The 13,942-nt window shown below is 70.9% G+C and carries 16 protein-coding genes; 9 read left to right on the forward strand and 7 right to left on the reverse strand.

The features are described from left to right. The first annotated feature begins 96 nt into the window (after window positions 1-96). Window positions 97-1,086: a GTP 3',8-cyclase MoaA gene (moaA, locus tag K1J60_RS35035; protein WP_220649712.1), complete on the forward strand. Its 990-nt coding sequence runs from the start codon at window positions 97-99 to the stop codon at window positions 1,084-1,086. A 13-nt stretch (window positions 1,087-1,099) separates the two neighbouring features. Here moaA and K1J60_RS35040 read toward each other — a convergent pair whose 3' ends face one another. Together K1J60_RS35040 and K1J60_RS35045 are read right to left on the reverse strand one after the other, a co-directional pair. After that, on the reverse strand, window positions 1,100-1,339 hold the full coding sequence (locus K1J60_RS35040; RefSeq protein WP_220649713.1) for a hypothetical protein: 240 nt from the start codon (window positions 1,337-1,339) through the stop codon (window positions 1,100-1,102). 216 nt (window positions 1,340-1,555) lie between these two features. Beyond that, window positions 1,556-1,927 carry a DUF3099 domain-containing protein gene (locus K1J60_RS35045; protein ID WP_220649714.1) on the reverse strand — a complete coding sequence of 124 codons (372 nt, stop codon included), beginning with the start codon at window positions 1,925-1,927 and terminating at the stop codon, window positions 1,556-1,558. 247 nt (window positions 1,928-2,174) lie between these two features. On the opposite strand from K1J60_RS35045, the gene K1J60_RS35050 reads away from it, so the two are divergent. Further along, window positions 2,175-2,453 carry a GlsB/YeaQ/YmgE family stress response membrane protein gene (locus tag K1J60_RS35050; protein WP_220649715.1) on the forward strand — a complete coding sequence of 93 codons (279 nt, stop codon included), beginning with the start codon at window positions 2,175-2,177 and terminating at the stop codon, window positions 2,451-2,453. A gap of 78 nt (window positions 2,454-2,531) precedes the next feature. On the opposite strand, the gene tyrS is transcribed toward K1J60_RS35050, so the two are convergent. From tyrS to K1J60_RS35065, 3 genes are all read right to left on the reverse strand, one after another. Next, a complete protein-coding gene (gene tyrS / locus K1J60_RS35055) occupies window positions 2,532-3,800 on the reverse strand; it encodes a tyrosine--tRNA ligase (protein ID WP_220649716.1) in 1,269 nt (422 codons plus the stop codon). 42 nt (window positions 3,801-3,842) lie between these two features. Continuing rightward, complete coding sequence (locus K1J60_RS35060) at window positions 3,843-5,246, reverse strand: metallopeptidase TldD-related protein (protein WP_220649717.1); 1,404 nt, start codon at window positions 5,244-5,246, stop codon at window positions 3,843-3,845. An 82-nt stretch (window positions 5,247-5,328) separates the two neighbouring features. After that, window positions 5,329-6,852 (reverse strand): TldD/PmbA family protein, encoded by a 1,524-nt coding sequence (locus K1J60_RS35065; RefSeq protein ID WP_220649718.1) that lies wholly within the window; start codon window positions 6,850-6,852, stop codon window positions 5,329-5,331. Between the two features lie 251 nt (window positions 6,853-7,103). On the opposite strand from K1J60_RS35065, the gene fabG reads away from it, so the two are divergent. The 3 genes from fabG to K1J60_RS35080 all read left to right on the forward strand — a co-directional run bounded on the left by fabG (window position 7,104) and on the right by K1J60_RS35080 (window position 9,143). Continuing rightward, entirely contained in the window at window positions 7,104-7,808 is a 705-nt protein-coding gene (fabG, locus tag K1J60_RS35070; protein WP_033529213.1) for a 3-oxoacyl-[acyl-carrier-protein] reductase, read from the forward strand. Between the two features lie 5 nt (window positions 7,809-7,813). Continuing rightward, window positions 7,814-8,581 (forward strand): enoyl-ACP reductase FabI, encoded by a 768-nt coding sequence (gene fabI, locus K1J60_RS35075; RefSeq protein ID WP_045560796.1) that lies wholly within the window; start codon window positions 7,814-7,816, stop codon window positions 8,579-8,581. Between the two features lie 175 nt (window positions 8,582-8,756). Continuing rightward, window positions 8,757-9,143: a hypothetical protein gene (locus K1J60_RS35080; protein ID WP_220649719.1), complete on the forward strand. Its 387-nt coding sequence runs from the start codon at window positions 8,757-8,759 to the stop codon at window positions 9,141-9,143. Here the strand turns inward: K1J60_RS35080 and K1J60_RS35085 are convergent. Beyond that, on the reverse strand, window positions 9,118-9,813 hold the full coding sequence (locus K1J60_RS35085) for a FadR/GntR family transcriptional regulator (protein ID WP_220649720.1): 696 nt from the start codon (window positions 9,811-9,813) through the stop codon (window positions 9,118-9,120). The genes K1J60_RS35080 and K1J60_RS35085 overlap by 26 nt on opposite strands. A gap of 43 nt (window positions 9,814-9,856) precedes the next feature. On the opposite strand from K1J60_RS35085, the gene K1J60_RS35090 reads away from it, so the two are divergent. From K1J60_RS35090 to K1J60_RS35100, 4 genes are all read left to right on the forward strand, one after another. Beyond that, a complete protein-coding gene (locus K1J60_RS35090; protein WP_398683763.1) occupies window positions 9,857-11,275 on the forward strand; it encodes a CynX/NimT family MFS transporter in 1,419 nt (472 codons plus the stop codon). Between the two features lie 4 nt (window positions 11,276-11,279). Continuing rightward, the gene (locus K1J60_RS46290; RefSeq protein WP_005477623.1) at window positions 11,280-11,396 is read left to right on the forward strand and encodes an SGM_5486 family transporter-associated protein; all 117 of its coding nucleotides are present in this window, start codon (window positions 11,280-11,282) and stop codon (window positions 11,394-11,396) included. A gap of 178 nt (window positions 11,397-11,574) precedes the next feature. Next, the gene (locus K1J60_RS35095) at window positions 11,575-11,790 is read left to right on the forward strand and encodes a hypothetical protein (RefSeq protein ID WP_220649722.1); all 216 of its coding nucleotides are present in this window, start codon (window positions 11,575-11,577) and stop codon (window positions 11,788-11,790) included. A gap of 97 nt (window positions 11,791-11,887) precedes the next feature. Beyond that, window positions 11,888-12,406, forward strand: a complete 519-nt coding sequence (locus K1J60_RS35100; RefSeq protein WP_220649723.1) for a SixA phosphatase family protein — start codon at window positions 11,888-11,890, stop codon at window positions 12,404-12,406. 91 nt (window positions 12,407-12,497) lie between these two features. Here K1J60_RS35100 and serB read toward each other — a convergent pair whose 3' ends face one another. After that, window positions 12,498-13,706, reverse strand: coding sequence for a phosphoserine phosphatase SerB (gene serB, locus K1J60_RS35105; RefSeq protein ID WP_220649724.1), 1,209 nt, complete (start codon window positions 13,704-13,706; stop codon window positions 12,498-12,500). Between the last annotated feature and the right edge of the window lie 236 nt (window positions 13,707-13,942).

Consider the following 13,942-nt stretch of genomic DNA (forward strand, 5'->3'; position numbering starts at 1 on the left):
GCGTCTCGTGCGATCGGGCCGGTGATGTTGTCAGCGCGGTCACGTAGGCTCGCAGATGTCGAACGATTGTGATCCGCCGCGAGGGAGGGGGCCCACGTGCTCATCGACACCTACGGCCGAGTGGCCACCGACCTGAGGGTCTCGCTGACCGACCGGTGCAATCTGCGCTGCACGTACTGCATGCCCGAGGAGGGCCTGCAGTGGCTGGCCAAGCCCGACCTGCTCACCGACGACGAGATCGTCCGCCTCATCGACATAGCCGTCCGCACCCTGGGCGTCACGGAGGTCCGCTTCACCGGCGGTGAGCCGCTCCTGCGCCCCGGCCTGGTCGGCATCGTGGAGCGCGTGGCGGCCCTCGCCCCCCGCCCCCAGATGTCCCTCACCACCAACGGCATCGGCCTCAGGCGCACGGCGCCGGCCCTGAAGGCGGCCGGTCTGGACCGGGTGAACGTCTCCCTGGACACCCTGCGCCCCGACGTCTTCAAGACCCTCACCCGCCGGGACCGCCACAAGGACGTCCTCGAAGGCCTCGAAGCCGCCCGTGACGCCGGCCTGACCCCCGTCAAGGTCAACTCGGTCCTGATGCCGGGCCTGAACGAGAACGAGGCCCCGGACCTCCTCGCCTGGGCCGTCGAGCACGACTACGAGCTGCGCTTCATCGAGCAGATGCCCCTGGACGCCCAGCACGGCTGGAAGCGCGACGGCATGGTGACCGCCGGCGACATCCTGACCTCCCTGCGCACCCGTTTCGAGCTGACCCCCGAGGGCCAGGACGAACGCGGCTCGGCCCCGGCGGAGCGCTGGCTCGTCGACGGCGGCCCGCACCGTGTGGGCGTCATCGCCTCCGTGACCCGCCCCTTCTGCTCCGCCTGCGACCGCACCCGCCTCACCGCCGACGGCCAGGTCCGCACCTGCCTGTTCGCCCGCGAGGAGACCGACCTCCGCGCCGCCCTGCGCTCCGGCGCACCCGACGAGGAGATAGCCCGCATCTGGCGCCTGGCGATGTGGGGCAAGAAGGCGGGCGCGGGCCTGGACGACCCGTCGTTCGTCCAGCCGGACAGGCCGATGTCGGCGATCGGGGGCTGACCGGGCGAGCGCTCTACGGCGCCTGGTCAGCCCACTCGGAGAGCCGGACGACATCCTTCAGAAAGCCCCGCACACCCAGGAACTGCGACAGATGCTCCCGATGCTCGTCGCACGCGAGCCACGTCTTGCGCCGCTCCGGCGTGTGCAGCTTCGGGTTGTTCCAGGCGAGCACCCAGACCGCGTCGGCACGACACCCCTTGGCCGAACAGACGGGGGAGGAAGGATCGGAGCCGGGGACGTTGAGGATGTTCACACGTCGACCCTAGCCGCAGAAAAGGCGACGCCGAGCAGCCACGGGGGGAGCTGCCCGGCGTCGGTCTGTCGCTCCGACGGGGGATGCGGAGCGCGTACGAAGTATGTCACGGGTAGGCCTCTGCCCGGCACAGGAACTACATGATTGATCTGAGCTTTTCTTGAGCTTGGCGGGTGGCCGGATTCCGTTTCGTACGCGCGGCCCGAGGGCCGGTGCTCAGGCCCGCTCGCGCGGCTCGCTCCGCCGGCCCTCCGCGGGATCGGCCGCGGAGTCCTCCGGGACGGATTCCGCGGACGGCGCGATCATCGGTCGCATGGGGGCCCTCACGAACGTGGACGGCAGTGAGGGCGCGTTCTCCCGGCCCGCGTTGGCGATCACCACGGCGATGTACGGCAGCACCGCGCCGAGGACCAGCGCGACGACCGCGACGTGCCGTTCGACGTTCCAGAGGACCGCGGCGGCGATCACCGCGAGAGTGCGCACGGACATCGAGATGATGTAGCGGCGCTGCCGGCCGCGGACGTCGTCGGCGAGGCCCTGCCGGGCACCTGTGATCCGGAAGACCTCGACGTTGCTCTGCTTCCGCATCGCGTTCCACCACCCGCCTGTATCGGACGCTCACCGGCCCGTGCCCCGCCCGTGTCCGCTACAGGGAACGCGGTCCGGACAAGCCCCACGTTACGCCGCGTCTGCGCCGCCTACGAGACCGGGTCACCTTCCACCAGGAGTGCGCGAAATGCGCCGTAGCGCGTACAGCCGTGCCCGACATGCGGCGTACCGCAGGCGGGCCGACACTGGGCGTAATGCTCACGTCGAGCCGTACGAGGAGGCAGCCATGGGCTGGTTGTGGGCGATCATCGTGGGATTCGTACTGGGCCTGCTGGCCAAGGCGATCCTCCCGGGCAAGCAGCACAGCCCGCTCTGGCTGACGACGATCTTCGGCATGCTGGGCGCCGTCGTCGGCAACGCGATCGCACGCGGCTTCGGTGTCGAGGAGACGTCCGGCATCGACTGGAGCCGCCACATCTTCCAGCTCGTCGCCGCGATCGCCATCGTGGCTCTGGGCGACATGGCGTACATGGCGACCCTGGGCAAGAGGAAACAGCAGCGCTGAACCCCGAGGGGCGCGGGGAACCGCGCGAGCGACCACACCGAAGCGGCGCTCGCCGGATCCACCACGCCCTGACGGCGCCTAGGCGCCGGTCACCTCGACCGCGGCCAGGTTCTTCTTCCCCCGCCGCAACACCAGCCACCGCCCGTGAATGAGGTCCTCCGACGCCGGCACGGCGTCCTCCGCGGTGACCTTCACGTTGTTCACGTAGGCCCCGCCCTCCTTCACGGTCCGCCGTCCCGCGGACTTGCTCGGCACCAGCCCGACCTCCGCGAGGAGGTCCACGACCGGCGCCAGCTCGGCCACCTTCGCGTGCGGCAGCTCGGACAGCGCCGCGGCCAGCGTCTTCTCGTCCAGCTCCGTCAGCTCGCCCTGACCGAAGAGGGCGCGCGACGCGGCGATCACGGCGGCCGTCTGCTGCGCGCCGTGCACCAGCGTCGTCAGCTCCTCGGCCAGCGCCCGCTGCGCTGCCCGCGCCTGCGGCCGCTCCTCCGTCTGCTTTTCCAACTCCTCAAGCTCCGCACGGGACTTGAAGGAGAGGATCCGCATGTACCGGGTGATGTCCCGATCGTCCACGTTCAGCCAGAACTGGTAGAACGCGTACGGCGTGGTCATCTCCGGGTCGAGCCAGACGGCGCCGCCCTCGGTCTTGCCGAACTTGGTGCCGTCCGCCTTGGTCATCAGCGGGGTGGCCAGCGCGTGCGCCTCCACGCCGGGCTCCAGCCGGTGGATCAGGTCCAGACCGGCCGTGAGGTTGCCCCACTGGTCGCTGCCGCCCTGCTGGAGGGTGCAGCCGTACCTCCGGTAGAGCTGGAGGAAGTCCATGCCCTGGAGGATCTGGTAGCTGAACTCGGTGTAACTGATGCCCTGGTCGGACTCCAGACGACGGGCGACGGAGTCCTTCGTCAGCATCTTGTTGACGCGGAAGTGCTTGCCGATGTCCCGCAGGAACTCGATGGCGGACAGGCCCTCGGTCCAGTCGAGGTTGTTGACCATGACGGCCGCGTTCTCGCCCTCGAAGGACAGGAACGGCTCGATCTGACCGCGCAGCTTGCCGACCCAGCCGGCGACGGTCTCCGGATCGTTCAGCGTGCGCTCCGCCGTGGGGCGGGGGTCGCCGATCAGGCCCGTCGCACCGCCGACCAGCGCCAGCGGCCGGTGACCGGCCTGCTGGAGCCGGCGCACGGTGAGCACCTGCACCAGATGTCCGACGTGCAGGGACGGCGCGGTCGGATCGAAACCGCAATAGAACGTGACGGGACCGTCCGCGAGCGCCTTGCGCAAAGCGTCCTCGTCGGTGGACAGGGCGAACAACCCCCGCCACTTCAGCTCGTCGACGATGTCCGTCACGGTTCTCGTGTCTCCTCGATTAGGGCGTAACCAGGTACGAGGTTATACGCCCTGGCTGACAGAACTCATATTGAAATCCGGCACCCGCAGCGCGGGCATCGCGGCCCTGGTGAAGTAGTCGCTCCACTCGCGCGGCAGCGTCTTCTCCGTGCGCCCCGCCTCCGTGGCCCTGCCCAGCAGGTCCACCGGCGACTCGTTGAACCGGAAGTTGTTGACCTCGCCCGTGACCTCGCCGTTCTCCACGAGGTAGACGCCGTCGCGGGTCAGGCCGGTCAGCAGCAGCGTCGCCGGGTCGACCTCGCGGATGTACCAGAGGCAGGTCAGCAACAGCCCGCGCTCGGTGTTCGCGACCATCTCCGCCAGGGAGCGGTCCGCCCCGCCGTCCAGGATCAGGTTGCCGATCGTCGGCACCACCGGCAGCCCCGTCAGGCCCGCGCTGTGCCGGGTGGTCGGCAGATGCGCGATCTCGCCCCCGCTGATCCACTCGGTCGCCTTCAGCGGCAGCCCGTTGTCGAACACCGAGCTGTCGCCGCCGGAGGAGTGGGCCAGCACGAAGGGCGCGGACTCCAGGCCCGGCTCGTTCGGGTCGCTGCGCAGGGTCAGCGGCAGCTCGGTCAGCCGCTCGCCGATCCGGGTGCCGCCGCCGGGCTTGCTGAACACCGTCCGCCCCTCGGCGGCGTCCCGCGCCGACGCCGACCACATCTGGTAGATCAGCAGGTCGGCCACGGCCGTCGGGGGCAGCAGCGTCTCGTACCGTCCGGCGGGCAGCGGCACCCGCCGCTCGGCCCAGCCGAGGCGTACGGCCAGCTCCGCGTCCAGGGCCGCCGGGTCGACGTCCTTGAAGTCCCGCGTGGAGCGCCCCGCCCAGGCCGAGCGCTTGCGGTCCGGGGACTTGGCGTTCAGCTCCAGCGTCCCGTTCGGCTGGTCGTGGCGCAGCCGCAGCCCGGTGGACGTACCGAGATAGCTCGACACCAGCTCGTGGTTGGCGAAGCCGTACAGCTCACGGCCGCCCGCACGCGCGCGTGCGAAGGATTCGCCGAGGGCCGGCGCGAAGTCGGCGAACACGGCGGAGGAGGTCTCGGCGGGCGCGTCCGTGAAGTCGGGGGAGTGCTCCACCCCCGTGACCAGCGGCTGGGCGTCCTCGGCCGGCCCGGCGCCGCGCGCGGCGGCCTCGGCGGCCCGCACCAGCGGCTCCAGCTCCTCGGCGGTGACGGCGGCCCGCGACACTACCCCGGAGGCGGTGCCCTCCTTGCCGTCGACGGTGGCGACGACGGTCACCGACCGGCCCCGGGTGACCCCGTTCGTGGTCAGCGCGTTGCCCGCCCAGCGCAGGTTCGCCGTCGAGTACTCGTCGGCGATCACCACGCAGCCGTCGGCCCGGGAGAGCGCGAGGGCCCGCTCGACGATCTCGTGCGGCTTGTGCGCCTTGTTGTTCCGCGCGCTCATCGACCGGCCTCCTGCGTGGTGTTCAGGCTGTGCTCGCCCGGGGGACGACCCCCGGACCCCCAGCAGATCCCGTGGTGCGCGCTCATCGACCGGCCTCCTGCGTGGTGTTCAGAATGTTGACGCCCTTGAAGAGGGCCGACGGGCAGCCGTGCGACACCGCGGCGACCTGACCCGGCTGGGCCTTGCCGCAGTTGAACGCGCCGCCCAGGACATAGGTCTGCGGCCCGCCCACGGCCGCCATGGACCCCCAGAAGTCGGTCGTCGTCGCCTGGTAGGCGACGTCCCGCAGCTGCCCGGTGATCCGCCCGTTCTCGATCTTGAAGAACCGCTGCCCGGTGAACTGGAAGTTGTACCGCTGCATGTCGATGGACCAGGACCGGTCCCCGACGACGTACACGCCCCGGTCGACCCCGCCGATCAGATCCTCCGTCGACATCCCGGCCGGATCCGGCCGCAGCGACACATTGGCCATGCGTTGCACCGGCACATGCCCGGGGGAGTCGGCGTACGCACAGCCGTTGGAGCGGCCGAGGCCGGTCAACTTCGCGATGCGGCGGTCGAGTTGATAGCCGACGAGGGTGCCGTCGCGGACGAGGTCCCAGCTCTGGCCCGCCACGCCCTCGTCGTCGTACCCGATGGTCGCCAGACCGTGCTCGGCGGTGCGGTCACCGGTGACGTTCATCAGCTCGGAGCCGTACTTGAGCTTGTGGAGCTTGTCGAAGGTGGCGAAGGACGTGCCGGCGTACGCGGCCTCGTAGCCGAGCGCGCGGTCCAGCTCGGTGGCGTGGCCGATGGACTCGTGGATGGTCAGCCACAGGTTGGACGGGTCGACGACCAGGTCGTAGATGCCCGCCTCGACACTCGGTGCCCGCATCTTCTCCGCGAGCAGGTCCGGGATGCGCGCCAGCTCGTCGTCCCAGTCCCAGCCGGTGCCCGTCACGTACTCCCAGCCGCGCCCGACCGGCGGTGCCAGCGTCCGCATCGAGTCGAACTCACCACTGGACTCGTCGACGGACACGGCGGTCAGCGACGGATGCAGCCGTACGCGCTGCTGCGTGGTCACGGTCCCCGCGGTGTCGGCGTAGAACTTGTTCTCGTGGACCGTGAGCAGCGAGGCGTCGACATGGTTGATCCCGTCGGCCGCCAGCAGCCGCGTGCTCCACTCCGTGAGCAGCGCGGTCTTCTCCTCGTCGGGGACCGTGAACGGGTCGATCTCGTAGGAGGAGATCCAGGTCTTGTCGGCATGCACGGGCTCGTCCGCCAGCTCGACCCGCTCGTCGGACCCGGCGGCCTTGATGACCTGCGCGGACAGCTTGGCCATGGCCACGGCCTGCGAGGCGACCTTCGCGGCGGCGTCCATCGTCAGGTCCACCCCCGACGCGAACCCCCAGGTCCCGCCGTGCACCACCCGCACCGCGTACCCGAGGTCGGTCGTGTCCGACGACCCGGCGGGCTTCGCGTCCCTGATCCGCCAGGACGCGCTGCGCACCCGCTCGAACCGGAAGTCGGCGTGGTCGGCGCCGAGAGCACGGGCGCGGGCCAGGGCCGCGTCGGCCAACGCCCTCAGCGGTAGTGCCGTGAAGGCTTCGTCGATGGAATGAGGCACCGAGGTCTCCCTGTTGCCGAACGGTTGTCGTGGCCTGTCGGGTCCGATCATGTCGCGCCCGCGGGCGGCGGGACCACATCTTTCCGGCTGGGGTCGGCGGGCTTTCTGTAGGGACCCCACAGCGACTCCCCCGAGCCACTGTCACAGCTCGAATGCCCGCCGGGCGAAGCGGACCGATAGGTTTCGAGGGAAGGCGCCAGCCGTCCAGGCATTCGGGCAGGCGTTCAGACCGCTAAGGAAAGGGTGATCCGTTGAGCCGCTCGGTTCTCGTCACCGGAGGCAACCGGGGCATCGGCCTCGCCATCGCCCGCGCGTTCGCCGACGCCGGCGACAAGGTCGCCGTCACCTACCGCTCGGGGGAGCCGCCGGCCGGCTTCCTCGCCGTCCGGTGCGACATCACCGACCCCGAGCAGGTGGAGCAGGCCTACAAGGAGATCGAGGCCGAGCACGGCCCGGTCGAGGTCCTGATCGCCAACGCCGGCGTCACCAAGGACCAGCTCCTGATGCGCATGTCCGAGGAGGACTTCACCTCGGTCATCGACACCAACCTCACCGGCACCTTCCGTGTCGTCAAGCGCGCCAACCGAGGCATGCTGCGCGCCAAGAAGGGCCGCGTCGTCCTCATCTCCTCGGTCGTGGGCCTCTACGGCTCGCCCGGCCAGGCCAACTACGCCGCCTCCAAGGCCGCCCTGGTCGGCTTCGCGCGTTCCCTCGCCCGTGAGCTGGGCTCGCGCAACATCACCTTCAACGTCGTCGCCCCCGGCTTCGTGGACACCGACATGACCAAGGTGCTCACCGACGAACAGCGCGCGGGCATCGTGAAGCAGGTGCCGCTCGGCCGTTACGCGCAGCCCGAGGAGATCGCCGCGACGGTGCGGTTCCTCGCCTCGGACGACGCCTCGTACATCACTGGAGCCGTCATCCCCGTAGACGGCGGACTGGGAATGGGTCACTGATCACCATGAGCGGAATCCTCGAGGGCAAGCGCGTCCTGATCACCGGTGTGCTGATGGAGTCCTCCATCGCCTTCCACACCGCCAAGCTGGCCCAGGAGCAGGGCGCCGAGATCATCCTCACGGCCTTCCCGCGGCCGACGCTGACCGAGCGCATCGCCAAGAAGCTCCCCAAGCCCACCAAGGTCATCGAGCTCGACGTCACCAACGACGAGCACCTCGGGCGCCTGGCCGACATCGTCGGCGAGGAACTGGGCGGTCTCGACGGCGTCGTCCACTCCATCGGCTTCGCCCCGCAGGACGCCCTCGGCGGCAACTTCCTGAACACGCCCTTCGAGTCCGTCGCCACCGCGATGCACGTCTCGGCGTACTCCCTGAAGTCGCTGACCATGGCCTGCCTGCCGCTGATGCAGAACGGCGGCTCGGTCGTCGGCCTCACCTTCGACGCGAAGTTCGCGTGGCCGCAGTACGACTGGATGGGGCCGGCCAAGGCCGCTCTGGAGGCCACCAGCCGTTACGTCGCCCGGGACCTGGGCAAGCAGAACATCCGCTGCAACCTGGTCTCCGCCGGCCCTCTCGCCTCCATGGCCGCCAAGTCCATCCCGGGCTTCGGCGAGCTGGCCGCCGTGTGGGACGACCGTTCGCCGCTGGAGTGGGACCTCAAGGACCCCGAGCCGGCCGGCCGCGGCGTCGTCGCGCTGCTCAGCGACTGGTTCCCCAAGACCACCGGCGAGATCATCCACGTGGACGGCGGGCTGCACGCGATCGGCGCGTGAGCACCACCGCTCCGGGCTCTGTTCGAGGGCGCGCATCCATTCGGGTGCGCGCCCTCGCCGTACTCCTGTCCGCCGGGATCATCACTCGTTCGGCTCATCCGGCGGGCCGCCGGAGCCGGGTGCCGCGCACGCTGGACGTGCACCGCTCAGCCACTCGGCCGAGGAGGTCACCCTTGTGCGCATCTCCCACAGCATCGCCCCAGCTGTCGTCGCCCTGGCTCTCGTCCTCACCCTCCCGTCCGAATCGGCACCGCACGCGCGCGTGGAGACCGGGGAGCGGCACGCGCGCGTAGTGGTGGACGACAAACCCGAGGAGCCCGATCCGTCGTTCGGGGCGGCCTGCTACAGCACCGTCACGGGTTCCCAGGTGGTCGGGTACTGCTTCAACCCCCACTCGGTCGTCGACCACGTCCGTCTGCACATCGAGTGCGCGCGGTGGTGGGACCTCGACAGCGACAGCGCCGCGGTCGAGACGGGGCCCGCGCGGACGGTACGGCTCACCGGGCGCTGCTGGAAGGAAGTCCGCTCGGTGTGGTTCAGCCACCAGCGGGGTCAGGGCTGACCCGGCCGGGACGGCAGTGGAACGGATAGCCGGCCGCCTCCGCCGCGGCGGTCTGCGCGTCGCCCGCGCGGATGGCGTCCACCAGCCGGGCGTGGTCCATGTACGTCTCCGGGGTCAGCTCCTCGCCCACGCCACCGCGCAACCAGTCCCGCAGGACCTCACCCAGGTCCGCGTAGACCGTCGTCACGACGTCGTTGTGCGACGCGGCCACGACCGCCATGTGGAAGGTCGCGTCGGCCGTCACGAAGGCCTCCGTCTCGCCCGAGGCCCATGCCTCCTCGCGGCGCGCCAGGAGCGCGTCCAACTGTTTGAGGTCCTTCTCGGTGCGCCGCTCGGCCGCCAGCTTCGCGGCGCTCGACTCCAGGGCGGAGCGCAGCTCGGCGATGTGGCGCGGGTCGGCGTCCGCGAAGCGGCGGTGCATCACGCCCGCGAGCTCGCTGGTCGCGACGACGTAGGTGCCGGAGCCCTGGCGGATGTCCAGCAGGCCGTTGTGCGCGAGCGCGCGGACGGCCTCACGGACCGTGTTCCGGGCGACGCCCAGCTCCTCGACCAGTTCCGGCTCGGTGGGGATGCGGGAGCCGACCGGCCACTCGCCCGAGGTGATCTGGTTCCGCAGCGCGGCGATGACCTGTTCGGACAGCGCCGATCGGCGGGGATGGCTCAGCGGCATGGCACACCTTCGCACGCAGTGGCCGACCGGGAGCAGCCGGGCCATGGACAACCAATCATCCCATGATTCTATGATGGGGTTCATGGTGAGCGAGGAGACCTTGACGGCGACATCCACATCCACATCCACCTCCACACAGGGCCGGGCCCCGTCCGAAACGTCCGCGTCGGACCGGGCCGCAGACGAACCCCCGACGCCCGCCACGCGCGCGTGGACGACCCGCCTGGTCGTCGTCGGTATCGTCCTGACGGCCCTGAACCTCCGTCCCGCCATCACCAGCCTCGGCGCCCTGCTCGAAGAGGTGCGCACCGGGCTCGGCATGAGCGGCAGCGTCGCCGGGCTCCTCACGTCCGTGCCGCCGCTCTGCTTCGCCCTCTTCGGCGTCATGGCGCCCCGGCTCGCCCGCCGGTTCGGTCCGGCCGCCGTCGTCTGCGCGGGCATGGCCGCCATCGCCGGCGGCCTGCTGATACGGCCGTACGCCGGCGGTACGGCCGGATTCGTGGCCGCGAGTGCCCTCGCCCTGATGGGCATCGCCGTCAGCAACGTCCTGATGCCGGTCATCGTCAAGCGCTGGTTCCCGGACCGGGTCGGGTCCATGACGGGCCTCTACTCCATGGCCCTGGCCCTCGGCACCTCCTCCGCGGCTGCCGTCACCGTGCCCATGACCGAGGCGCTGGGCGGGAGTTGGCGGACCGGGCTGGCCGTGTGGGCGCTGCTCGCGGCGGCGGCCGTGGTGCCGTGGCTCGCGTTGCTCCGGGACCGCGACCGGGGCACGCGCTCGGCGGAGAACCCCGGGGGAGCGTCGGGCTCCGCGCGCGAGGCGGCGCCCACCCTGCGGATCACGCGGAGCCGTACCGCCTGGGCGCTCGCCGTGTTCTTCGGTCTCCAGGCGACCGCCGCCTACATCACCATGGGCTGGATGGCGCAGATCTTCCGGGACGCCGGGGTCCCCGCCGGCACGGCCGGGCTGCTGCTGGCCGTCACCATGGTGATGGGCGTGCCGCTGGCCTTCGTGATCCCCCGGCTCGCCACCCGCCTGCCCCACCAGGGGCCGATCGTGGTCGCCCTGGGCGTCTGCGGCCTCCTCGGGTACGGCGGCCTCCACCTCGCCCCGGCGGAGGGCGCCTGGGCGTGGGCGCTGCTGATCGGCGTCGCCAACTGCTCCTTCCCGCTCGCGCTCACGATGGTCGGCATGCGGGCCAGGACCGGCGCGGGCGTGGTCCAGCTGTCCGCCTTCGCGCAGAGCGCGGGCTACCTGATCTCGATCCCCGGCCCGCTCCTCGTCGGCGTCCTCTACCAGCACAGCGGCGGCTGGGGCCTGCCCCTCGCCCTCATGGCCGCGCTGATGCTCCCGCAGATCGCCGCGGGCGTCCTGGCGGGCCGCGACCGGACCGTGGAGGACGAGGCGGCCCGCCGGGGCGGACCCCGGCGGCCCCAGCGGGGGTCGGGGGTGCGAGACTGAGCGCATGCCAGTGCTCGACCCGAACCCTCAGAACGGCCAGAAGAAGATGCTCCTGGTCTTCGGCTCGTTCCTCGCCATCTTCGTCGTCATCGGGATCATCGCGGCCATCGCGTCACCGTGACCGCCCAGGGGTGGGGACAACCCCCCATCCCCTAGGGGGCGAGTCTCAGGGGGAAGTGGGTGGATCACCGGATGGGTCGGACCGCCCGCGTTCCGTAACGTCGAGATGTGGCCGCCGGGGACCCGCGAGGGCCCACGGAGGACCGGGCCACGAGGACTCGCAGACCCACGGAGGCGGCATGTCGGCCCGTACGCACCCCCGGCCCCACCCGGCGACCACGAGCGGCGTCGGCGTCCGGCTGCCCTGGTGGGCGGTGGCCCTGCCGGCCCTCGGCTTCGTCACGCTCCTGCTGCTGATCTCGAACCCCGCGCAGGCCCAGGCGGCGAGCGGCGACCCCGTGATCCCCGACATCGTGGAGCGCATACAGCACGCCCTGTCGAGCCACACACCGTGACGAGCGTCCAGCCCACCGGAATCACATGTACCGGTGTCGGGTATCCGCACTTCAACTCCCTGCGCCTCGTGGCCTGTTTCGTGCGAAGCTGGGACGCATGAGCGTCGCAGAATCCCGCAGGATCGTCCTTTTCCGGCATGCGAAGGCCGACTGGCCCCAGGTTTCCGACCACGAGCGGCCGCTCGCCGACCGGGGCCGCATGGACGCCGCCGTCGCCGGGCGCAAGCTGGCCGACTCCGGAATCCCCCTCGACCTTGCCCTCTGCTCCACCGCCGTCAGGACCCGCGAGACCTGGAAGCTGGCCGTGCACGAACTGCCCGAGCGACCGAAAACGGTCTACGAGGAGCGGATCTACGAGGCCTCGCCCGGCGAGTTGATCGCCCTGCTCAACGAAACCCCGGACGACGCGCAGAACGTCGTGCTGGTCGGTCACAACCCCGGAATCCAGGGCCTCGCCGACATCCTCGCCGGCAGTGCCGAGGGCGACGCCCGCGAGCGCATGAACCGCCTCGGCTTCCCGGCCGCCGCCTTCGCCGTGCTCACCTTCGATGGCGCCTGGAAGAGCCTGGAGCCGGGCGTGGGCACCCTGGCCGACTACTGGGCGCCGACCGAGTAACTCCGCCGCGTAGCCGCCCCGGCACCCCGCACCCCGCACGACAAGGGCCCGGCACCACCTGGTGCCGGGCCCTCCCGTGTGTCTCGCCCCGTCACTCGTCGTGCGTGTCCGCCGCCTCGACCTCTTCGCGGGTCACCCCGAGGAGATACAGCACGGTGTCGAGGAAGGGGAAGTTCACCGCGGTGTGGGCGGCCTCGCGCACGACCGGCTTGGCGTTGAAGGCGACGCCCAGACCGGCCGCGTTGAGCATGTCGAGATCGTTCGCGCCGTCGCCGATCGCCACGGTCTGCGCCAGCGGGACCCCCGCCTCGGCGGCGAACCGGCGCAGCAGCCGTGCCTTGCCCGCCCGGTCCACGATCTCGCCCTCGACCCTGCCGGTGAGCTTGCCGTCGACGATCTCCAAGGTGTTGGCCTGCGCGAAGTCGAGGCCCAGCCGCTCCTTCAGGTCGTCCGTGACCTGGGTGAACCCGCCGGAGACGACACCGACTTGGAAGCCGAGTCGCTTCAGCGTACGGATCAGAGTGCGCGCCCCCGGCGTGAGCCGGACCTCGCTGCGCACCTTCTCCACCACCGAGGCGTCCAGCCCCGCCAGCAGCGCCACGCGTGCGTGCAGCGACTGCTCGAAGTCCAACTCGCCGCGCATGGCGGCCTCCGTGACCTCGGCGACCTCCTTCTCGCACCCGGCGTGCGCGGCGAAGAGCTCGATCACCTCGTCCTGGATGAGCGTGGAGTCCACGTCCATCACCACCAGCCGCTGGGCCCGGCGGTGCAGCCCCGCCGCGACGACGGCCACGTCCACGCCGAGTGCCACCGACTCGGTGACCAGCGCGGTCCGCAGTGTCTCCGGCTCCGCGCCGGACACCGCGAACTCGACGGCCGTCACCGGGTACTTGGCGAGCCGGAAGATTCGGTCGATGTTGCCGCCGGTGGCCGTGATCCGGGCGGCGATGCGGGCGGTGGACTCGGCGGTCAGCGGGTGGCCCAGCACGGTGACGTGCGAGCGGCCGAGACCGCGGGGCCGGTTGTCGCCCAGGCCGGAGATGATCTCCGCCTGCATCTTCATCGACTCCGCCCAGCTGTGGACGGTCGCCCGCAGGTCGCCCTCCTGCCCGGCGGGCGGCTCGGTCACGAGCGCGCACAGGACGATCCGGCCACGGGTGACGACCTGCTCGATGTCGACCACGTCGACGGAGTACGCGGCGAGGGTGTCGAACAGCCCGGCGGTGATTCCCGGCCGGTCCTTGCCGAAGATCTTGACGAGGAGGGTGGGGATGTCAGAGGAGGTCTGCGAAGCGCTCATGATGTGCCAACCGTATCCGGCGCCCCGTGCCTTTTGCCCCTGAGGTCCGCCCAGCGGACGGAGAACACTGGGTTACCGGCGATTGAAGCGCACCGAGATCACGCACGACACCTCGGAGAGCCCGCCCGGCGGGCCCACTCCTGACACGGAGGGCTCGCACCCGGGTGGCGCGGCCTGTGACTCGGAGGGCATGGCTGTGGTGGCCCTGCTTTCGGGCTGGGGAGTCCGCGCCCGGG

The sequence above is a fragment of the Streptomyces akebiae genome (assembly GCF_019599145.1).
Classification (GTDB): domain Bacteria; phylum Actinomycetota; class Actinomycetes; order Streptomycetales; family Streptomycetaceae; genus Streptomyces; species Streptomyces akebiae.